The 19,625-nt window shown below is 74.3% G+C and carries 19 protein-coding genes and 7 pseudogenes; 12 read left to right on the forward strand and 14 right to left on the reverse strand.

Going from position 1 to position 19,625, the window contains the following annotated elements; genetic code table 11:
* Positions 1–19: 19 nt before the first annotated feature.
* From MF408_RS27145 to MF408_RS19180, 4 genes and pseudogenes are all read left to right on the forward strand, one after another.
* A pseudogene (locus tag MF408_RS27145) lies at positions 20–439 on the forward strand (DUF5931 domain-containing protein); the annotation flags it as partial.
* A gap of 367 nt (positions 440–806) precedes the next feature.
* Entirely contained in the window at positions 807–1,100 is a 294-nt protein-coding gene (locus MF408_RS27150) for an ATP-binding protein (protein ID WP_345893957.1), read from the forward strand.
* Positions 1,097–1,669, forward strand: a complete 573-nt coding sequence (locus MF408_RS27155; protein ID WP_345893958.1) for a flavin reductase family protein — start codon at positions 1,097–1,099, stop codon at positions 1,667–1,669. Before MF408_RS27150 ends, MF408_RS27155 begins: the two co-directional genes overlap by 4 nt.
* A 14-nt stretch (positions 1,670–1,683) precedes the next feature.
* Positions 1,684–2,359: pseudogene (locus tag MF408_RS19180) on the forward strand (response regulator transcription factor).
* Between the two features lie 73 nt (positions 2,360–2,432).
* Here MF408_RS19180 and MF408_RS19185 read toward each other — a convergent pair.
* Positions 2,433–2,840, reverse strand: a complete 408-nt coding sequence (locus MF408_RS19185; protein ID WP_240249011.1) for a hypothetical protein — start codon at positions 2,838–2,840, stop codon at positions 2,433–2,435.
* 204 nt (positions 2,841–3,044) lie between these two features.
* Here MF408_RS19185 and MF408_RS19190 point away from each other — a divergent pair, with 204 nt between their 5' ends.
* Positions 3,045–3,302, forward strand: a complete 258-nt coding sequence (locus MF408_RS19190) for a hypothetical protein (protein ID WP_240249012.1) — start codon at positions 3,045–3,047, stop codon at positions 3,300–3,302.
* Between the two features lie 46 nt (positions 3,303–3,348).
* Here the strand turns inward: MF408_RS19190 and MF408_RS19195 are convergent, their stop codons facing one another.
* A complete protein-coding gene (locus tag MF408_RS19195) occupies positions 3,349–3,783 on the reverse strand; it encodes a DUF1028 domain-containing protein (protein ID WP_240249013.1) in 435 nt (144 codons plus the stop codon).
* Positions 3,770–4,180 (reverse strand): annotated as a pseudogene (locus MF408_RS19200) (DUF1028 domain-containing protein); the annotation flags it as partial. The gene MF408_RS19195 and the pseudogene MF408_RS19200, both read right to left, overlap by 14 nt.
* Positions 4,181–4,276: 96 nt before the next feature.
* On the opposite strand from MF408_RS19200, the pseudogene MF408_RS27160 reads away from it, so the two are divergent.
* Together MF408_RS27160 and MF408_RS19205 are read left to right on the forward strand one after the other, a co-directional pair.
* Positions 4,277–4,351, forward strand: a pseudogene (locus MF408_RS27160) (6-phosphofructokinase); the annotation flags it as partial.
* A 37-nt stretch (positions 4,352–4,388) separates the two neighbouring features.
* On the forward strand, positions 4,389–5,306 hold the full coding sequence (locus MF408_RS19205) for an ATP-dependent 6-phosphofructokinase (protein ID WP_240249014.1): 918 nt from the start codon (positions 4,389–4,391) through the stop codon (positions 5,304–5,306).
* An 18-nt stretch (positions 5,307–5,324) separates the two neighbouring features.
* Here the strand turns inward: MF408_RS19205 and MF408_RS19210 are convergent, their stop codons facing one another.
* Complete coding sequence (locus tag MF408_RS19210; RefSeq protein ID WP_240249015.1) at positions 5,325–5,669, reverse strand: endonuclease/exonuclease/phosphatase family protein; 345 nt, start codon at positions 5,667–5,669, stop codon at positions 5,325–5,327.
* On the opposite strand from MF408_RS19210, the gene MF408_RS19215 reads away from it, so the two are divergent.
* Positions 5,650–6,117: a hypothetical protein gene (locus MF408_RS19215; RefSeq protein WP_240249016.1), complete on the forward strand. Its 468-nt coding sequence runs from the start codon at positions 5,650–5,652 to the stop codon at positions 6,115–6,117. The genes MF408_RS19210 and MF408_RS19215 overlap by 20 nt on opposite strands.
* A gap of 49 nt (positions 6,118–6,166) precedes the next feature.
* Positions 6,167–6,733 carry a hypothetical protein gene (locus tag MF408_RS19220; RefSeq protein ID WP_240249017.1) on the forward strand — a complete coding sequence of 189 codons (567 nt, stop codon included), beginning with the start codon at positions 6,167–6,169 and terminating at the stop codon, positions 6,731–6,733.
* Here MF408_RS19220 and MF408_RS19225 read toward each other — a convergent pair.
* From MF408_RS19225 to MF408_RS19235, 3 genes are read right to left on the reverse strand one after another with little or no spacing between them, the layout of a single operon-like run.
* Positions 6,705–7,502: a hypothetical protein gene (locus MF408_RS19225; protein ID WP_240249018.1), complete on the reverse strand. Its 798-nt coding sequence runs from the start codon at positions 7,500–7,502 to the stop codon at positions 6,705–6,707. The two genes, MF408_RS19220 and MF408_RS19225, sit on opposite strands and share 29 nt — an antisense overlap.
* 23 nt (positions 7,503–7,525) lie before the next feature.
* Positions 7,526–8,815 (reverse strand): UDP-N-acetylmuramoyl-L-alanine--D-glutamate ligase, encoded by a 1,290-nt coding sequence (gene murD, locus MF408_RS19230; RefSeq protein WP_275693234.1) that lies wholly within the window; start codon positions 8,813–8,815, stop codon positions 7,526–7,528.
* The gene (locus tag MF408_RS19235; RefSeq protein WP_240249019.1) at positions 8,802–9,701 is read right to left on the reverse strand and encodes a hypothetical protein; all 900 of its coding nucleotides are present in this window, start codon (positions 9,699–9,701) and stop codon (positions 8,802–8,804) included. Before MF408_RS19235 ends, murD begins: the two co-directional genes overlap by 14 nt.
* Before the next feature lie 552 nt (positions 9,702–10,253).
* Here MF408_RS19235 and MF408_RS19240 point away from each other — a divergent pair.
* Positions 10,254–11,614: pseudogene (locus tag MF408_RS19240) on the forward strand (3-deoxy-7-phosphoheptulonate synthase class II).
* Positions 11,611–12,609 carry a GntG family PLP-dependent aldolase gene (locus tag MF408_RS19245; RefSeq protein ID WP_345893771.1) on the forward strand — a complete coding sequence of 333 codons (999 nt, stop codon included), beginning with the start codon at positions 11,611–11,613 and terminating at the stop codon, positions 12,607–12,609. The pseudogene MF408_RS19240 and the gene MF408_RS19245 overlap by 4 nt, the downstream one beginning before the upstream one ends.
* 41 nt (positions 12,610–12,650) lie before the next feature.
* Here MF408_RS19245 and MF408_RS19250 read toward each other — a convergent pair whose 3' ends face one another.
* The 3 genes and pseudogenes from MF408_RS19250 to MF408_RS19260 all read right to left on the reverse strand — a co-directional run.
* On the reverse strand, positions 12,651–13,268 hold the full coding sequence (locus MF408_RS19250) for a dihydrofolate reductase family protein (protein ID WP_240249020.1): 618 nt from the start codon (positions 13,266–13,268) through the stop codon (positions 12,651–12,653).
* Positions 13,269–13,343: 75 nt separating this feature from the next.
* The gene (locus MF408_RS19255) at positions 13,344–14,345 is read right to left on the reverse strand and encodes an RNA polymerase subunit sigma-70 (protein ID WP_240249021.1); all 1,002 of its coding nucleotides are present in this window, start codon (positions 14,343–14,345) and stop codon (positions 13,344–13,346) included.
* A 448-nt stretch (positions 14,346–14,793) separates the two neighbouring features.
* Positions 14,794–15,000 (reverse strand): annotated as a pseudogene (locus MF408_RS19260) (hypothetical protein); the annotation flags it as partial.
* Between the two features lie 13 nt (positions 15,001–15,013).
* Between MF408_RS19260 and MF408_RS19265 the strand changes: the two are divergent.
* Positions 15,014–15,583 (forward strand): dienelactone hydrolase family protein, encoded by a 570-nt coding sequence (locus MF408_RS19265; RefSeq protein ID WP_240249022.1) that lies wholly within the window; start codon positions 15,014–15,016, stop codon positions 15,581–15,583.
* A gap of 109 nt (positions 15,584–15,692) precedes the next feature.
* Here the strand turns inward: MF408_RS19265 and MF408_RS19270 are convergent, their stop codons facing one another.
* The 4 genes and pseudogenes from MF408_RS19270 to MF408_RS19285 form a co-directional block, all read right to left on the reverse strand.
* A complete protein-coding gene (locus tag MF408_RS19270; protein ID WP_240249023.1) occupies positions 15,693–16,307 on the reverse strand; it encodes a maleylpyruvate isomerase family mycothiol-dependent enzyme in 615 nt (204 codons plus the stop codon).
* A 35-nt stretch (positions 16,308–16,342) separates the two neighbouring features.
* Positions 16,343–17,185, reverse strand: a complete 843-nt coding sequence (locus MF408_RS19275; protein WP_240249024.1) for a discoidin domain-containing protein — start codon at positions 17,183–17,185, stop codon at positions 16,343–16,345.
* A 171-nt stretch (positions 17,186–17,356) separates the two neighbouring features.
* A complete protein-coding gene (locus MF408_RS19280) occupies positions 17,357–17,767 on the reverse strand; it encodes a hypothetical protein (RefSeq protein ID WP_345893959.1) in 411 nt (136 codons plus the stop codon).
* Positions 17,768–17,822: 55 nt separating this feature from the next.
* A pseudogene (locus tag MF408_RS19285) lies at positions 17,823–19,526 on the reverse strand (TIM barrel protein); the annotation flags it as partial.
* Between the last annotated feature and the right edge of the window lie 99 nt (positions 19,527–19,625).

Genomic DNA, 19,625 nt, shown 5'->3' on the forward strand with positions numbered 1-19,625 from the left:
GGTGGCGGTCGAGGACCGGATGTTCCGCGCGCTCGCGGTGCTGCGGGTCGTCGTGCTCCTCAACGCACTCGTCATCAACGCCTACCGCAACAACTTCGACCACCCGACCGCCGCCTGGGCGTGCCTCGCGCTGATGGTCGCCTGGACGGCGTACGCCATCGTCACCTACGCCCGTCCGGCCCGCCGCACCTGGCGGCTGCTCGTCGCCGACCTGGCCGTCGCCGCGGGCCTGATGCTCGCGACGCCGGTCGTGAAGGGCCCGTGGTTCGACGCCACCATCCCGGGGTTCTGGGTGATGGGGGCGCTGATCGCGTGGGCCGTGCGCTACGGCTGGCTCGGCGGACTGGTCGCCGCCGGCGTGCTCGTCGGCTGCGACCTGACGATCCGCCCGGACTTCGACCAGGGCAACTACGCCAACGTGTTCCTGCTGCTGATCGGCGGGCCGATCGTCGGCTACCTCTGCGAGTCGCTGCAGCGGATGGCGACCGAGCGCGACCTCGCCGAGCGGGAGGCCGCCGCGGCCGCGGAGCGGGCGCGGCTGGCGCGGGTGGTGCACGACGGCGTGCTCCAGGTGCTGGCGCTGGTCCAGCGGCGCGGCGCCGAGATCGGCGGGGGAGGCCGAGGAGCTCGGCCGGCTGGCGGGGGAGCAGGAGCAGGCGCTGCGGACGTTGATCCGCAGTCAGGACGCGGTCACCGCGGACGACCGGGCCGGCGCGGAGGACCTGGCTGCCGCGCTCGGCGCCCTCGCCCCGCGGCCGGGGGTGCAGGTGGCGCTCCCGGGCGGGGCGGTCGAGCTGCCGGCGCCGGTGGTCGCCGAGCTGGTCGCGGTCGTCGTCGCCTGCCTCGACAACGTCACCCGGCACGTCGGGGAGGGCGCTCCGGCGTGGGTGCTGCTGGAGGACCTCGGCGACCGGGTGGCGGTCTCGGTGCGCGACGAGGGCGACGGCATCCCCGAGGGCCGGCTCGCCGAGGCGCGGGCGGAGGGACGGCTCGGGGTCAGTGGGTCGATCGAGGGCCGGGTGCGCGACCTGGGCGGCACGGCGACGCTCAGCACCGGCCCGTTCGGCACCGAGTGGGAGGTCGTCGTACCGAAGGGGTGAGCGGACGCCGCGCGGCTGGACCTCGTCGGCTGTCGCTCCCGACCCGGCCCCTACCCTCGACCCGTGACGATCCACACCAGCCACCCGTTCGCCGACCCCGAGCCGGATCCCGTCCGGCGGCTGCGCGGCCGGCTGGGCGGCGCGGTCACCCTCTGGTCGGCAGGGGAGGGCGCGACCGCGGCCGGCCTCACCGTCACCTCGGTGATGGTCGCGATGGGGCCCGCCCCGCGCTGCTGGCGCTGCTCGACCCCGACAGCGACCTGCTCGCGGAGCTGCGCGACACCGGCCGCGCCGTGGTGCACGTCCTCACCTGGCCCGACCGCCAGCTGGCCGAGGCCTTCGCCGGTACGGCGCCCGCACCAGGCGGCCCGTTCCGCCAGGCGGAGTTCGTCGCGACGGCGTACGGGCCGCGCCTCGCGACGGCGACCACCTGGGCGGACGTCACGCTCGCGGGCGAGCGGGAGGTCGGGTGGTCGGTCGAGGTCACCGCGACCCTCGACGCGGTCACGGTCGGCGAGGACGAGCGGCCGCTGCTGCACCGGCGTGGTCGCTTCCGCACCCTCGACTGAATAGGGTCGCCGCCATGACCGACCCTCGCGATCCTGGGGACGCCCGTGTGCGCGTGATGATCGTCGACGACCACCCGATGTGGCGCGAGGCGGTCGAGCGCGACCTGGAGGCCGCCGGGTTCACCGTGGTGGCGACGGCGGCGACCGGGCGGGGAGGCGGTGACGCGGTTCACCGCCACCCGGCCGCAGGTGGTCGTGCTCGACCTGCAGATCCCGCCGCCGAGCGGCGTCGAGGTCGCCGCCACCGTGCTGCGCGAGGACCCGTCGGCGCGGGTGCTGATCCTCTCCGCGTCGGGCGAGCAGGACGACGTGCTGGAGGCGGTGAAGGCCGGTGCGACCGGCTACCTGGTCAAGTCGGCGTCGCGCGAGGAGCTGGTCGACGCCGTCCGCCGGGTCGCCGTCGGCGACAGCGTCTTCACCCCGGGCCTCGCCGGGCTCGTGCTCGGTGAGTTCCGCCGGATGGCCCACGACCCCGAGCCGGCGGCACGTGACGGCGAGCAGCTCACCGAGCGGGAGACCGAGGTGCTGAAGATGGTCGCCAAGGGGATGTCCTACAAGCAGATCGCCGAGCGGCTCGTGCTCTCCCACCGCACGGTGCAGAACCACGTGCAGAACACCCTCCGCAAGCTGCAGCTCCACAACCGCGTGGAGCTCACCCGCTACGCCATCGAGCAGGGGCTCGACGACTGATGGCCCGGCGCGACGAGACCGACACGGGCGGCCCGGACGACACGGCCGAGCTGCTCGCCGTCGCCGACGAGCTCTACGGCCTGCCGCCCGGCGAGTTCACCGCAGCCCGCGACGCGAAGGTCAAGGAGCTCAAGGGCACGCCGCTGGCGCCGCGGGTGAAGGCGCTGAAGAAGCCGAGCACGGCGGCATGGGTCGTCGACCTCCTCGTGCGGCGCGAGGCCGAGCAGGTCGAGCAGCTGCTGAGCGTCGGGGCCGCGCTGCGCGAGGCGCAGGCCGCCATGTCCGCAGGGGAGCTGCGGGCGCTCACCAAGCAGCGGCGGCAGGTGACCGCCGCGGTGACCCAGCAGGCGCGGCGGCTCGCGGCGGAGGAGGGGCACAAGGTCACGCAGGCCGTCGCCGACCAGGTGGAGGCGACGCTCACGGCGGCGATGGTCGACGCCCGGTGCGGGCGTGCGGTGCGCAGCGGGATGCTCGTCGGCACCCTGCAGACCACCGGCGTGGAGGAGGTGCCCGAGGACCGGCTGGCCGCCGCGCTCGCGGTGCCCGAGGCCCTCGGGTTCACCGCCACGCCCCGCGAGGCCCCGGCGCCCGGCCCTCCCGACCTGCGGGTGGTGCCCGATCCCGACGCCGAGGCGAAGGCGCGGGCGGCGGCCGAGGACGGCTCGCCGCCGCTGCGGAGGCGCACGTGGAGGCGGAGGCAGCCCACGCCGAGGCCCTCGCCGACGTCGAGCGCCTGTCCGCGCGGTCGCTGCAGCTGCAGGCCGAGATCGACGAGCTGCGCCGGAGGCTCGCGGAGCTGGAGACGGAGCTCGACGAGGTCGACGACGAGCTCGGCGACGCCGAGGACGTGCGCGACGAGGCCGCCGCGACGCTGCGGACGGCGACCGCCGACCGCGACGCCGCGCAGGCCGCGCTCGACCGGGTCGCCTCGCGCCGGCGGTGACCGGCCGGGCTCCCTCGCGTCAGGGCGGTCCGGGCGCCCCCGGGTGTCAGGAGGCCGACCACTCCGGCGTCGCGCTCCGGAGCTCGTCGACCACCTTCCGAGCCGTCCAGCCCTCGCCCACGTAGCCCTCGTAATTGAGGCTGCCGACCCAGGCGCCGAAGTCGTCGTGCCCGAGCGCGCGGGCACGACCGTCGAGCTCGGCCTGCAGCTCCGGGCTGTCGGGCAGCTGGTCCTCCTCGGCCACGACCGGGAACAGCTCCTCGTGCAGGCCGAGCAGCCGCTCCAGCTCGCGGACCGGCTCGGCGTGGTCGTCGACCCGGAGGTCGACCGCGACGTCGTCGAAGCCGCCGTACCCGGCGCCCTCCTTCACCACGAGCAGGGCGGCGGACTGCCGGCCACGGCTGTCGCCCCCCGGCGGCGTCACCCGCCGCCAGGGCCGCCAGCAGCCGCCGCGCCAACGGGGCGTCGGGGTCGCTGCCATCGAACGCGGCCTGCATCGCGTCGACCACCTCGGGCCCGGTGAGGATGTTGCCCTGGATGGCGTAGCCCTCGCCGCTCACGCCGCCGGCCCACTCCAGGCACGCGGAGCCGGTGTACGTCGCGGCGCCGCCGTCGAGGTCGACGACGCCGACCTGGCGGTGGTCGCGGCCCTCGTCCTCCTCGACCAGCCGCTGCACGGCGACCGACGCCGTGGCTCCTTCGTCGAGGTGCGCGAGCGCGATGCCCTTGTAGGCGACGTTGGCCCAGGCCTGGGTCGCCACGGCGCCGACCCCGGCCACGGCGGCGGGCACCGCCGACCCGACCGCGAGGAACTTGGAGGCCACCGCCACGCCCCAGGACTCGCCGTCGGCGGAGCGGGCCACGATCGAGAACGTCATGGGCGCCACCGTAGCCCCGCCGCGTCACGGTGCCCCGGTCACCTCGGTTTCGCTAGTCTCGCCGTTGATCGTTCCAAGTCGGAGGGAGACGGGTCCATGCGCGTCGGAGTGCTGACCGGAGGAGGCGACTGCCCCGGGCTCAACGCGGTGATCCGCGCGGTCGTCCGCCGGGGGGTCAAGGAGTACGGCTTCGAGTTCGTCGGGTTCCGTGACGGCTGGCGGGGGCCCGCTCGAGGGCATCACGATGCCGCTCGGCATCGAGCAGTGCCGCGGCATCCTCCCGCGGGGCGGCACCATACTGGGCTCCTCGCGCACCAACCCGTTCAAGGTCGAGGACGGCGTGCAGCGGATCAAGGACAACCTCGCCGAGGCCGGTGTCGACGCGCTGGTGGCGATCGGCGGCGAGGACACCCTCGGCGTCGCCACCAAGCTCGCCGACCTCGGCGTCCAGGTCGTCGGCGTCCCCAAGACGATCGACAACGACCTGTCCGGCACCGACTTCACGTTCGGCTTCGACACCGCGGTCAACATCGCGACCGAGGCCATCGACCGGCTGCACACGACGGCGGAGTCCCACCACCGGGTGCTGGTCGTGGAGGTGATGGGCCGCCACGCCGGCTGGATCGCGCTCCACGCCGGCATCGCGGGCGGGGCCAGCGCCGTGCTGATCCCGGAGGTGCCGTTCGACATCGACGCGGTCTGCGCCGACGTCGAGACCCGCTTCGAGAGCGAGTACGCCCCGATCATCGTCGTCTCCGAGGGCGCCGTCCCGGCCGACGGCAGCGGGATGACGCTCGCCAGCGGCGAGAAGGACGCGTTCGGCCACGTGCGGCTCGGTGGCATCGGCGACCGGATCGCCAAGGAGATCGAGCAGCGCACCGGCAAGGAGGCGCGGGCGGTCGTGCTCGGCCACGTGCAGCGCGGCGGCACGCCGACGGCGTTCGACCGCTGGCTCGCCACCCGGTTCGGCCTGCACGCGATCGCCGCGGTCGCCGACGGCGAGTTCGGCGTGATGGTGGCGCTGCGGGGCACCGACATCGTGCGGCTGCCGCTGATCGAGGGCACCGGCGAGCTCAAGGTCGTGAGCCCGGAGGAGTACGCCGAGGCGGAGGTCTTCTTCGGCTGACGGCTGACCGGGGCCGCCTCACACCAGGTCGACGACCAGGGCGAGATGGTCCGAGAGCGGCATCCGGCAGGTCTGCGACCGCACCTCGAGCCGCCGGTCGGCGAGCACGTGGTCGAGCTGCTCGCGCGGCGCGTCGGCGGGGAACGTCGGGTGCCGCGCGACCGCGGTCATGCCGGAGACCCGCTCGGCCCGGTCGACGCCCATGTTGAGGTCGCCGGTGACCAGCATCGGCGCCGGCAGCGACGCCAGCGACGACACCAGGTGCCGCAGCTGGCGGCCGTTCCACCAGTTGACGAACGACAGGTGCGTCGTCGCCACGGTGAGCGGGCCGGAGGGGCAGTCGATGGTCGCGGCGACCGCCACCCGGGGGCTCGTCGCGCACCATCGTCGGGAGCCGCCGGCCGTCGAACCGGATCGGCGTCGGGAACGGGATGGTGGGCAGCCGCACCACGTTCCAGCCGCTCACCGGGTAGCGGCTCAGCAGCGCGATCCCGTACGCCGCCGCGTCCGGCTGCTCCTCGCCGGTGGCCGCCTGCCAGGTCGCGCCCGGGCTGCCGGCCAGCGCCGCGACGAACCGGTGCTGCGCGGCGCCCATCGCCTCGGCCGCGATCGCGGTGAGGTCGTGCCAGTTCGACCGCGGCTGGTTGCGGTCGACCTCCTGCAGGGCGAGCACGTCCGGGTCGAGGTCGCGCACGGCCGCGCGCAGCACCTCGTCGTCGACCTGCTCGTCGTGCAGCGAGCGGCCGTTGAGGATGTTGAAGGTCACCAGGCGCATCAACGGCGGGGTACCCATGCCGGTGCCGTTGCATGAGCCGGCGCCGACTTCGGATGAGCGCGCCCGCGCGGGGTACCGAGCGGCCGTGCACGACGTACAACGCAACCTCCGCGAGGCCCTCAAGCTGGTCGCGGTGACCCTGAAGGAGGGCGAGGCGCCGTTCGCGCTCGCCGGGAGCTATGGGCTGTGGGCACGCGGCGGCCCCGAGCCGGCGCACGACGTGGACTTCATGATCGCCGAGGAGGACGCGCCGCGGGCCAAGGACCTGCTGGCCGAGCGCGGGCTCAACGTCGTGCAGCCGCCCGAGGACTGGCTGTTCAAGGTCTACGTCGACGACGCGATGGTCGACATCATCTTCCGCGCCCGCAGCGAGCCGATCGAGCGGTCGCGCTTCGACTACGCCGACGAGCTCGAGGTCGAGTCGGTGCAGATGCCGGTGCTGTCGACGACCACCCTGATGGCGGACAAGCTCGGCGCCATGGAGGAGCACGCCTGCGACTTCGGCAAGGGGCTGCCGGTCGCCCGTGCCGTCCGCGAGCAGGTCGAGTGGGACGTCGTCGCCCGCGAGACGAAGGACAACCCGTTCGCGCAGGCGTTCCTGTTCCTGCTCGAGCGGCTCGAGGTCATCGACCCGATCGGCGACGCGGGCTGAGGATCCTGGCTACGGCGGTCCGCAGCTCGTCGAGCGCCACGGGGTCGGGGGAGCAGGGGCGGCCGTCGACCGAGACGGCCGCGCGCAGGTCGCCGAGCTCGCCGACCGCGCACACCAGCCGGGCGTCCGCGAGCGCTGCCCGACCGAGGCCGGCGGGCGCGGCGGCGACGGCGGCGGCGACCTCGTCGTAGGTCCACGAGGTGACCGCACCGGCCTCCTCGGGCGGGCGGACCCACCGGCCGTCGGCTGCCAGCACCACGACGGGCCCGGCCGTCGTCGTGCAGAGCCGGCCGCGGTGGTCGAACCACAGGCCGAGGCCGGCGCCGCGGCCGGCGACGTGGCGCTCGGCGCGGGCGGCCTCGAGCCGCGAGATCGTCGGCAGGCCGGCGAGCGCGCCCGTCGACCCCCAGCGCCAGGGCAGGCTCACGGCCGCGACGGCGACCGGTGGCTCAGGGGCGGTTGCCGCGTCGAGGCGGGCGGCGCAGGTCCAGGGCGGTCCGAACGGGCGGCCGGGCCAGTACTCCCAGCCGCCCTCGACGACGGCCCCGCCGTCGCGGTTCGCGAGCTCCGCCCAGGCCACCGGGTCGAGCTCCAGGCCGAGGCGCCGGGCGACGCGCTCGGCCTGCGCCCGGGCGAAGCGGTACGCCGGCCCGCCGGGCGGTCCGGTCGGCACGACCACCCGGAACCCGCAGCCGAGGAACCCGGCGGCGCGGCGGTCCCACTCGGCGGCCGACGTGGCCACGGGGTCGCCGCCGCGCCAGGTCGTCACGGCGCTGGTCGCGCCTCCGGGACTCACCGGGCCGCGGCGGCCGCGCGGAACGCGGCCGAGCGCTGCTCGTAGCTCTCGAACTCGTCGAAGCTCGGCGCGCCGGGGGAGAGCAGCACCACGGAGGCGGGGTTGTCGCCGGAGCGGGCCCACGTCACGGCGTCGGCGAACGACGCGAAGAGCCGGCCGACGCCCGCGGTGTCGTGGACCCTGCGGCCCGCGGGGCCCACCAGCAGCACCGTCACGTCCGGCCGCCGGGCGAGGTAGTCAGTCAGCGGCGTGAAGTCGAGGCCGCGGTCGGCGCCGCCCACCAGCAGCGCGACCCGGTCGTCCGGGAGCGAGGCCAGGGAGGCGACCACGGCCTCCGGGGCCGTCGCCAGGCTGTCGTCGATCCAGGTGCGGTGGTCGGCCGACGGGACGCGCTCCATCCGGTGCGGCAGGGCCCGGAACGTGCGGACCGCCGCGGCGACGACGTCCGGCGCGACCCCGAGGTGCTGCGCGGCGAGGGCCGCCAGGGCGATGTTGACGGCCTGGTGCCGGCCCAGCAGGGGAAGGTCGTCACGGTCGACCCGGGTGCCGTCGGCCCAGACGACCGCGCCGTCCTCCGTGACGCCGACGGTGTGCCGGCCGGTCGCGAGGAGGGGCGCCCCCGGGGCGGCGGCGCGGACCCGGGCGAGCAGCGCGTCGTCGGACCCCGGCACCACCACGACCTCGGGCCCGTGCGCGGCCGCGTTGAGCTTGTCGCGGTAGTAGGCCTCCTCCGACCCGTGCCAGGTGAGGTGCTCGGGGAAGAGCGAGGTCACGACGAGGACCCGCGGCGACACGGTGAGCGACTGGGCCTGATAGCTCGACAGCTCCATGACGACCAGCTCGGACGGCGGGTCCGGCTCCTCCAGCACGCTGGTGCCGATGTTGCCTCTCAACGACGCCCGCCGGCCGGCGTGGTCGAGGACGTGGCTCAGCAGCGACGCCGTCGTGCTCTTGCCCTTCGAGCCCGTCACCGCGACCGTCCGCGGCGCGTTGTCGCTCATCCAGAGGTCGGTCAGGCTGGTCACGACGGTGCCCCCGGCGACGACCTGGCCGTAGAGCGGCGAGGTGACCGGGATGCCGGGCGACTTCACCGCGACCTCCGCGGCCAGCAGCAGCGACCGCGCCCGGTCGCCGTACGCCACCTGCGGGTCGGGGCCGTCCTCCTCGTCGGGGACGACGACGTCGTGCGGGATGCCGAGCGCCGACAGGTGGGCCGACACCGAGCGCCCCTCCCGGCCGTGGCCCCACACCGCGACCCGGCGGCCGGCCAGGTCAGAGAAGTTCACGCACGGCCTTCTCGTACGCCGGGGGCAGGAAGTGCTCGTCGTGGAAGGCGAACACCGACGCGATCCCCGACTCGTCGGTGAGCGTCGCCCGCACCTCCGGGTCGTCGAGGAACGGGTGCGCCTGCCAGTCGGGGTGGCGGGACAGGAGCGTCGCGGCCACCCGGCACTCCGCCGGCTCGCCCACGCACTCGAACGGCTTCAGCCGGCCGCCGACGTTGAGGAGCGCGAGGAAGCCCTCCCGCTGGGCGGGGTCGGCGAGCAGGTCGCGCCCAGCGAAGACGGCCAGCAGGGCGTCCCGGGTCAGGAACGGGGCCAGGCAGAGGAAGACGAACCGGCACTTCGGGCACTCGCCGCACCACAGCCGGCGCCGCGACTCGTCGAGGTGGAAGGCGCGATTGCAACTGGTGAACACCGGGTGGTAGTCGGTGAGCCGGGCGAACGCCCGCATGATCGCGAGCTCGGAGAGCGGCCGGAGGAACGAGAAGTACGTGAGCCGCTGGCCGGCGACGAGGTCGCGCACCAGCGCCTCGAACTCCAGCCCCTTCGACCACTGGTGGTTGACGTCGACGCCCTCCCAGGTGAGGTTGCCCGCCGACGAGCTGGCCTCGTTGCTGAACACGACCGCGTCGTGCCCGGCCCGGATCGCGGCCAGGCAGGCGATGAGGGAGTTGACCGCCGTCACCGGCACGTGGCCGTTGAGCGCACCCTGCGCGTTGAGCTCGAACAGCAGCGGGTCGAGGGTCCGGCGCGCGACCAGGAGCGGCAGGCCCGCCTGGTCGGCAGTGGCGCGGATCGGTGCGTACTCGTTGACCGAGAACAAGGTGACGTCGACCGGCAGCCGGCGCACCGTCTCGACGGTGACGATCGAGTCCTTGCCGCCGCCCACCGCGACCAGCGGCCGCCGCGGGTTGTCGACGACCCCGTCGGCGGCCGGCGGCTCGGGGGAGGTCGGGGCCCTCGACGCCCGGTCGCAGCGCCTCGGGCCGGTCGTTGCGGTAGGCGAACTCGGCGAGCCCGCCCCGCACCAGCGCCGTGAGGAAGCCGCGCTCCCGAGGGGTCAGGCCCCCGGGCACGACGATCCGGGCGGGGATGCAGGTCTTGTAGTAGCTGAGGCCGCCCGCCAGCGCGAGCAGCCGCAGCACCCGGTCGAACGCCGCCCGGTCGGGGTGGGCAGCGGCGGTGCCGGGCAGCACCACGACCTCGTCGAACGACGCCAGCCGCTCCCCGCCGTCGTCGCGGACCTCGTAGCGGAGCGTGACGGTCGCGTCGCCGTCGAAAAATCGGCTCCAGCACGTGGAACGCGAGCGACGCGCGCGGCAGCGACAGCAGCGGGCTCACCACGTCAGCATACTGAGCGGGCACCGGCCCGCCGTCGCCCGCGCGTCCGTGGGCGGGCGCGGAATCGGTGGCGCCGGACCGGGCGCCGTACCCTTGAGCGGTGAGCACGATCCCCACCCTCGAGCAGCTGCACGCCCTCGGCGCCCGGCAGCAGCCGACGTACGACGACCCGGCCGCCGTCGCCGGCGTGGTCGAGCGGCTGCGGACGATGCCGCCGCTGGTGTTCGCCGGCGAGTGCGACGACCTCAGGACAAGCTCGCCGCGGTGACCCGCGGCGAGGCGTTCCTGCTGCAGGGCGGGGACTGCGCCGAGACCTTCGCCGGCGCGACGGCCGACAACGTGCGCAACAAGCTGCGGGTGCTCCTGCAGATGGCGATCGTGCTGACCTACGCCGCGTCGGTGCCGGTGGTGAAGGTGGGCCGGCTCGCCGGGCAGTACGCCAAGCCGCGCAGCTCCGACCTCGAGACCCGCGCCACCGCCGACGGGCAGAGCGTCACGCTGCCCGCCTACCGCGGCGACGCCGTCAACGGCTACGAGTTCACCGCGGCCGCGCGGCAACCCGACCCGCAGCGCCTGCTCGAGGTCTACCGCGCCTCGGCGGCGACGCTCAACCTGGTCAACGCCTTCGTCCGCGGCGGGTACGCCGACCTGCGCCAGGTGCACACCTGGAACACCGACTTCGTCTCGACGAGCGTCTACGGCCAGCGCTACGAGCGGGTGGCCACCGAGATCGACAAGGCGATGCAGTTCATGACCGCCATCGGCGTCGACGCCGAGGAGCTGCGCCGGGTCGACTTCCACTCCTCCCACGAGGCGCTGGTGCTGGAGTACGAGCACGCGATGACCCGCGTCGACTCCCGCACCCAGCAGCCCTACGCCGCGTCCGGCCACTTCGTCTGGATCGGCGAGCGGACCCGCCAGCTCGACGGCGCCCACGTCGAGCTGCTGAGCCGGATCCGCAACCCGATCGGCGTCAAGCTCGGCCCGACCACCTCCGCCGACGACGCGCTCGCGCTCGCGGCGAAGCTCAACCCGGACAACGAGCCCGGCCGGCTGACGTTCATCACCCGGTTCGGCGCGGCGAAGATCCGCGACGGGCTGCCGCACCTGGTCGAGAAGATCACCGCCGAGGGCGTCCAGGCCGCGTGGGTCTGCGACCCGATGCACGGCAACACGTTCGAGGCGACCTCCGGCTACAAGACCCGCCGCTTCGACGACGTGATCGAGGAGGTGCAGGGCTTCTTCGACGTGCACCACGCCCTCGGCACCTGGCCCGGCGGCATCCACGTCGAGCTGACCGGCGACGACGTCACCGAGTGCCTCGGCGGCGGCGAGGAGCTGCGCGACGAGGACCTCGCCAACCGCTACGAGTCGGTCTGCGACCCGCGTCTCAACCGGGTGCAGTCGCTGGAGCTGGCGTTCCTCGTCGCGGAGATGCTGCGCCGCGACCGCCGGGCGTGACCGTGCTCGACCTCCGGTCCGACACCGTCACCCGGCCGACCGAGGCGATGCGCGCCGCGATGGCGCGCGCCGAGGTCGGCGACGACGTCTACGGCGAGGACCCCACGGTCCGCGCGCTCGAGGAGCGGGTCGCCGCCCTGTTCGGGCACGAGGCGGCCCTGTTCACCCCCACCGGGTCGATGGCCAACGTGCTCGCGGTCGGGCTGGTCGTCGCGCCCGGGCAGGAGGTGCTCTGCGAGGCGCGGGCCCACATCGCCCGGGCCGAGCTCGGCGCCCACGCAGCGGTGTCCGGCATCACGATGCGCACCTGGTCGCACCCGCGCGGGCAGGTCGACCTCGCCGCGCTCGACGACCTCTTCGCACCCGACCTCGGCCCGTTCTTCGTGCCGACGGCGGCGATCTCGGTCGAGAACACCCACAACTTCGCCGGGGGAGCGGTGCTGCCGCTGGCCGACCTGCAGGCGCTGCGGGCGTTCGCCGCCGAGCGCGGCGCGGCGGTGCACCTCGACGGCGCCCGGATCTGGAACGCGCACGTCGCGACGGGCACCCCGCTGGCGGCGTACGGCGCCTGCGCGGACGTGCTGGCGGTCTGCCTGTCCAAGGGGCTCGGCGCCCCGGTCGGCTCGCTGGTCGTCGGCCCGGCCGACCTGGTGGCGGAGGCCCGGATCCGGCGGAAGCGGCTCGGCGGCGGGATGCGCCAGGTCGGCATCCTCGCCGCCGCCGGCCTGCACGCCCTCGACCACCACGTCGACCGGCTCGCCGACGACCACGACCACGCACGGCTGCTCGCCGACGCCTGCGGTGCCGACCCGGCCGGCGTCGCGACCAACATCGTCACCTTCGACCGCCCGGACGCGGTCGCGTTCGTCGAGAAGGCCCGCGCCGAGGGCCTGCTCATCGGCGCCGTCGGCCCCCGCACCGTCCGGCTGGTCACCCACCTCGACGTGACCCGCGCCGACGCCGAGGCCGCGGCGAAGGTGCTCGCGCGTCTCTGACCGAGTAGCGCGGCCCGCCGCGCGGCGGGCCGTGAGCCGGATCAGCGCGCCCGGTCGTAGGTCAGGCTCAGCTCGCCCTGCTCGCCCGCCTCGTGCCGGGCGAGCGTCCACCTCGTCGCCGGCAGGCCGGCCTCGAAGAGGCGGGTGCCGCCACCGGCGAGCTCGGGTACGACGAGCAGCTCCAGCCGGTCGACCTCGTCCGCGGCCAGCAGCTCTTGGATCACGCTCGGGCTGCTGTTGACGAGGATGTCGCCCACACCGACGTCGCGCAGCTCCGCGACCACCTCGGCCGCGGGCGCGTTGCGGACGCGCGAGTTCTCGCCCGGGGCGTCGGTGAGCGTGGTGGAGAGCACCACCTTCTCGGTGGCCACCAGCCACTTGGCGTAGGCCTCGTCGCGGGGGTCGACGCCGTCGGAGCTGATGAGGGCGGGCCAGAACCCGAGGAACCCCTCGGCGTTGACACGCCCGAGGACAGCGGTCGTTGCGGTCGAGATGAAACGCGCCATGTGGTTGCGGGCGACGTCGGTGACGGCGTAACGGACGATCGGTGCCAAGTCGTCGGGTCCGCCGGCGCCGTGGAACGAGCCGTCCAGGGTGAGCGCGAGGTTGGCGACAACCCGTCGGCTGGTGGACCTGGTGATGGGGTGCTGAGCGTTCACGGTGAGCTCCTGTGAGGTGGTCGGCCCGCCCGGTGCGCGCCGTTCACCTCCTGTAACGGAGCCCGGTCGAGATCCTCATCGGCGACTTCTCCGGTCGTCGCCGCGCGACTGCTCGGGCAGCACCAGCGGCAGGCCCAACCGGATGAAGTGGTGCGGCTCGAACGAGGTGATCTCGGCGACCCGGTCACCCTCGATGCGGAGCACGTCGAGCACCTGCGCGCGGTAGACCGTCGTACCCGGCAACCGGACGTAGTTCGCGCACGCCGGCATGGTGTTGACGGTGGTCGGCGTCGATCGCCAGTGCCCGAGGAAGGTCGGCGACGCCGGGTCGAGCGACCGCATCACGAACGACAGCATCGCGTCCCGGCCGTGGAACCAGAACGGGTTCGGCGGCATGGTGAGCACCACGTCGTCGCGGAGCACGTTCGCGATCTCGGCCGCGTCCAGCGACTCCACGGCCGCGATGTAGCGGTCGAGGATCTTCCGCTCCTCCTCGGACGGCCCTCGCGCCCGGCGCCACTCCTCCCTCCGTGCAGGCAGGCGGGAGCGGAGCGTCGATCGAGCACGTTGCAGGGCGGAGTTCACCGAAGCGGGGCTGGTGTCGAGCAGCCGCGCCGTGTCGGCGGCGGACCAGCCCAGCACGTCGCGCAGCACGCTCACCGCGCGCTGCACCGGAGGCAGGTGCTGGAGACCGCCGACGAACGCCAGCTCGATGGTCTCCCGCGCCTCGGTGCTGTCCTCGGGCAGCGGCGCCGGCTGCAGCCAGGCGATGCTGACCGGAGCCGCGCCGGTGCCGTGGTCCATCCCGGGGAGCTCGGCGTACGGCGCCGGGGTCCGCTGGTGCGCCCGCAGGAAGTCCAGGCAGGCGTTGGTCGCCACCTTGTAGAGCCAGGCCCGGAAGTTGGAGCCCCGCTCGAACCGCTCCCGGGACTTCCAGGCGCGCAGGAGCGCCTCCTGCACGAGGTCCTCGGCCTCGTCGTAGGAGCCGAGCAGCCGGTAGCAGTGCACCTGCAGCTCGTGACGGAGCGGCTCGGAGAGCTCGGCGAACTCGGCGGAGTCGACGGTCTGGTCGGGCATGGCGACGATCTTCGTCCTTCCTGGGCGCCTGTCGTGGCCTCACTCGCCGGTGGACACGGTGGGCAGGGGTGGGGTGGTCGGTCGGGTAGATGCCGACCGCGAACCCGTACACGATCTCGCCCGACCTGGGCAGCTTGTCGAACTCGTCGACCAGCTCGGTCATCCGCTCCCAGAACCGGGAGGCCTGGTCCTCCGAGATGCGTGCGTGGCGGATGAACCCCCACAGCTTCCCCTGCCCGTGCGCCGTCGCCGACTCCTGGGCGGCGACCTCGAGGTCGTTGAAGTCGAGCGGCGCCTCGCCGTCGGCCGACGGCTCAGCGGTCACGTAGAACAGGCGGGCGGTGCGACCGTAGAAGCGCTCCTCGATCGCGCGCACCTTCCGCGTCCGGACCACCCGGAGGAGCCCGTTGCGGACGAGCACGTCGACGTGGTGGGCGACCGTGCTCTTGGGGCGTTCGACGGCGGCAGCGAGCTCGGTGACCGAGGCGGCCCGCTCGTGCAGCAGCTGCAGGAGCGTCGTGCGCAGCGGGTGACCGATCGCCTTGACCTGCTCCGGTCGGGTCAGCGCCAGCCGGTCGGCGAGCTCGTAGTCCGGGGGTTGTCGGTCATGGACGAACAGACTAGCGTGATCGAATGTTCCGGAATAGTCGATCAAAAGGGGCGTTGAGATGGCCGAGGTGCTGCTCTACCACCACATCCAGGGGCTGACCGACGGCGTCCGGGCCTTCGCCGACGACCTGCGCAGCGCCGGCCACACCGTCCACACGCCCGACCTGTTCGACGGCCGCACCTTCGCCAGCATCGAGGAGGGCTTCGGGTTCGCCGAGGACGCCGGGCTCGACGCGGTCCGCGAGCGGGGAGCGGCGGCGGCCGACGAGCTGGGCACCGGCCTGGTCTACGCCGGGTTCTCCTTCGGCGTGATGATCGCCCAGCAGCTGGCGCAGACCCGCCCTGGTGCCCGCGGCGCCCTGCTCATGTACTCGTGCATCCCGGTCGCCGCGTTCGGCGGACCGTGGCCCGCCGGCGTACCGGTGCAGATCCACGGCAAGGAGGGTGACGAGTTCTTCGAGGAGGACCTCCCGGCCGCGCGCGAGCTGGCCGCCGCCACCGACGACGCCGAGCTGTTCCTCTACCCGGGCGACCAGCACCTCTTCGCGGACTCCTCCCTCGATGCCTACGACCCGGAGGCCACCGCGCTGCTGACGGAGCGCGTGCAGGGGTTCCTCGCCGCGGTGTGAGGAGCGGCGGGAGCGGTCAGTCCCGTCGCCACGGGGAGTCACCGGCCATGTGCGACCGATCTTCCCCACTCGGCGCCGAACAGGCAGCGGGCGCACCCGCGTGGGGAGGTCAGAGCACCGAGAACCCGACCGGCAGCCCCGACCGGCCCGTCGCGGCGAGCAGCAGGTCGCCGGCGCGGCCGTCGTGGACGGCGAGCCCGGCGACGATCGACAGGGCCATCTCGGCGGCCGCCGGAGGTACGTCGACCGGCTCGCCGAGCGCGACGGCCAGGTCGGCGGTGTGCACCGCGAGCTCGAAGACCCGGGTCGGCAGGTAGTCGGCGAACCGCATGCCGCCGACGATGGTCTGGACCACCTCCGTGCCGTCGTGCCGGTCGAGGACCGGCAGCACCCGCTCGGCGATCGCGGTGACCGCGGCGACCGGGTCGTCACCGAGGGCGGCGCCGGCGTCCCGCCCGCGTTGCGCGACCCCGGGGCCGGCCGCGATCGCCCGCGCGGCCCGGTAGTACTCGACAGGGGAGTCGACCCGGATCGCGTCGGCCGGCGTGGCGGCGTACTCCTCGACGGTGAGGAACGACCGGGTGGTGTGGCCGACCAGGGCGCGCACGTCCCACTCGCCGAGGCCCGGCTCGTCCCAGCGGTCACCGACCAGCCGCACCGTCGCCAAGAACCGCTCCGCCGCCGCCCGATAGGCGTCCCGCGCCTCCGCCCACCCCGATCGCATGGCGGAACAGTACGGCGATCCGCCCGCGCGTCTCGTCAGCCGGTCGGTCCGCCGAACGCGACCTCGCTGATGGCGGTGTAGTCGCGACCCGACCGGCCACGGCCGGGGGCGGTCACGTCGAGGATCCGCAGCTGGACCTGCCGGGTGCTGACCGGGTCGATGTCGACGACCTGCAGGGCCCGCCGCTCGCGGAGGTCCTGGGTGACCTCGGAGCCGTCCTCGAACAGCCAGGAGACGCGCAGGATGCGGCGGTTGCCGTCGTACCAGTCGTGCGGCGGGTCCTTCTTGGCGTAGCCGTTGACCAGGCCCACCGACGTGATCTCGACCGGCTCGTCGAACCGGAAGGTGACCACCTGCCCGGTGCCGTCGCCCGCCATCCGCCAGGCGGTGCGCGGGTCGCCGTCGAGCATCCGGCGGGCGTGGAAGGAGACCCGGTTGCCGTCGCCGTCGGTGCTGGCCGGTGCCGTGGCCGGCACGTCGACCAGCGCGAGCGCCGCGAGCCGGCGTTGCCCGGCGGGCTGGTCGGACGGCTCCTCCTCCTCACCAGCACCTGCCGGCTCGCTGACCGGCGCGGGGGTCGGGTCACCGCCGGCGGCCTGGGGCTCCTGCGGGGAGCCGCCGGTGACCAGGAGCACGATGCCGGTGAGCGCGACCAGTGCGAGCAGCGCCAGGGCAGCCACCCAGGGCAGGGCGGTCCGGCGCCGGGCCGGACGGTCGGCCGCCGGCTGCCCGGCCCGCGACTGCCCGGCCGGTGGCGGGCCCGGCGGCGACGACCGCGGCGGGGCGGTCGGTGGGCCCGGCGGCGCGGGCGGCGGCGCGTCGGCGTACAACGGGTAGCGGGCCGAGGGCGGCACCGACGACGGCGGGAGCGGCTGCACCGGGGGAGCCGCACCGCCGTCACGTCGGGGTCGCGCGTCCCGTCCGGCGCGTCGCCGGCGACCGGGTGGGGCGCCGGTGCGCCGCAGCCGGCGCAGAACGCACCCGCCCCCAGCTCGCGACCGCAGTTGCCGCAGTACCTCATGCCGCGATCAAACCACGATCCGACGCGATCAGCCCGCCGGCGTCCTCGCCTCGGCCGGCGCCCGCCCGACGAGCGGCGGCAGCTGCCGCACCGCCTGCGCCAGGGCCCGGAGCTCCGGGCCGACCAGGGCCTGTGGGCCGTCGCACAGCGCGACCTCCGGCTCGGGGTGGACGTCGACGATGACGCCGTCGGCGCCCACCGCGATCGCCGCTCGCGACAGCGGCACGACCAGGTCCTTGCGGCCGGCGGCGTGCGACGGGTCGATGATGATCGGCAGGTGGCTGGTCGCCTGCACCACCGGCACCGCCGAGATGTCGAGGGTGTTGCGGGTGGCCGGCTCGAAGGTGCGGATGCCCCGCTCGCACAGGACGACGTCGAGGTTGCCGCGCTGCGCGACGTACTCCGCCGCCATCAGCCACTCCTCGATCGTGGCGGTCATGCCCCCGCTTGAGCAGGACCGGCTTGCCGGCCTCGCCGACGGCCTGGAGCAGGCCGAAGTTCGCCATGTTGCGAGTGCCGATCTGCAGCATGTCGGCGTGCTCGGCCACCTCGGGCACGTCGCGGGCGTCGACGACCTCGGTCACGATCGGGAGCCCGGTCGCCTCGCCGACCGACGCGAGGATGTCGAGGCCCTTGCGGCCGAGGCCTTGGAAGGCGTACGGCGACGTCCGCGGCTTGTAGGCGCCGCCGCGCAGGAGGGTGGCTCCGGCCGCCTTGGCCATGGTCGCCGCCTCGAGCGTCTGGTCCGGGGTCTCCACCGCGCAGGGACCGGCGATCAGCGTGAACGTGCCGGGGCCGATCGGGGCCTCGGCGCCAGGCTTGCCGACCCAGACCGTCGACCGCTCCGGGTGGTGCTGACGGCTGACCAGCTTGTAGGGGTCGGAGATCCGGTGCACCGCCTGGACGCCCTGGAGCGTGCGCAGGTTGAGGTGGTGGAAGCTGTCGATGTCGCCGACCAGTCCGATGATCGTCCGGTCCACGCCCTGGGAGACGAACGCCTCGCCGCCGACGGCCTCGACGCGCTCGACGACGTGGGCGATGTCCTCCGCGGTGGCATCCGGTGCCATGACCACGACCATGGTGCAACTCACTCTCTGTGCTGGTTCCCGGTGACGACCCGGACAGCACGACGCCCCGGGTTCGGCAGCCGGGGCGTTGGGATGGGGTGGCGGGGAGGGGTCTACATGCTCCTCACCCGCACGGGCGGCGCCCGGCGGGTGGGTAAACAGATAGGTCCTCTGCACGAGGAAGAGACTAGGCCACCCGGGGTGACGGCCGGTGGCCGATCCAGGATCCGGACGGGCGGTCCGGCCGTCGATCAGGGCCGCAGCCGCTTGAGCAGCGGGATGTCGGGGTCGTCGGGGCTGCGGGAGCCGGGCGTCTCCAGGATGAACGGCACACCCTCGGTCGCCGGGTGGGTGAGCAGCTCGGCGAACGCGTCGACACCGATGTGGCCCTGACCGATCTTCTCGTGGCGGTCGCGCAGCACCCGCGGGGGTCCTTGGAGTCGTTGGCGTGCACGAGCCGGAGCCGCCCCGGCCCGCCGATCTCGACGACCCGGTCGACGGTGGCCTTCGCGCCGCCGGGCTCGGCGAGGGAGCGCCTGCCGCGAACACGTGGCAGGTGTCGAGGCAGATCCCTGCCTTCGGGTGGAAGTCGAGCGCGGCGAGGTAGGCCTCGAGGTCGTCGACGCCGGCACACAGCGAGCGGCCCTGGCCGGCGGTCGGCTCCAGCAGCAGCCACGGCGCGTGGTCGGCCTCGACCTGCTCGAGGACGGGCAGCAGCGCCTCCCGCACCTGCCGCAGCGCCCGCTCGTGGCGCTCGACCGCCGAGCCGGGCTCGCCGGGGTCGACGTACGAACCGGTGTGGACGACGACGCCCTCGGCGCCGACCTCGACGGCCCGGCGCAGGTTGTGCGCGACCAGGGCCGCGGAGCTCTCGTACGTCTGCGGGGTCGGACTGCCGAGGTTGACCAGGTACGGCGTGTGGATCAGCACCCGCACGCCCCGCTCGGCCGTGGCCTCGCGGAACCGGCGGTCGACCTCGGGGTCGCCGGGGGAGCGGGCCCAACCGCGCGGGTTGCCGACGAACACCTGCACCGCCTCGCAGCCGAGCTCCTCGGCGCTGCGGAGCGCGCCGTCGACGAGGTTCTTGCCGACCAGGACGTGGGTGCCGACGGGGCGCGAGGGCTGCTGCATGACCGCGCCACGCTATCCGGGCGGATGTGGTGTGTTGAATCGGGTGTCGTGGTGTGTCGATTCGGGTGTTGTGGCGCGCCGAATCGGGTGTCGTGGTGG

The organism is Nocardioides sp. TF02-7 (genome assembly GCF_022437945.1).
Taxonomy (GTDB): domain Bacteria; phylum Actinomycetota; class Actinomycetes; order Propionibacteriales; family Nocardioidaceae; genus Nocardioides.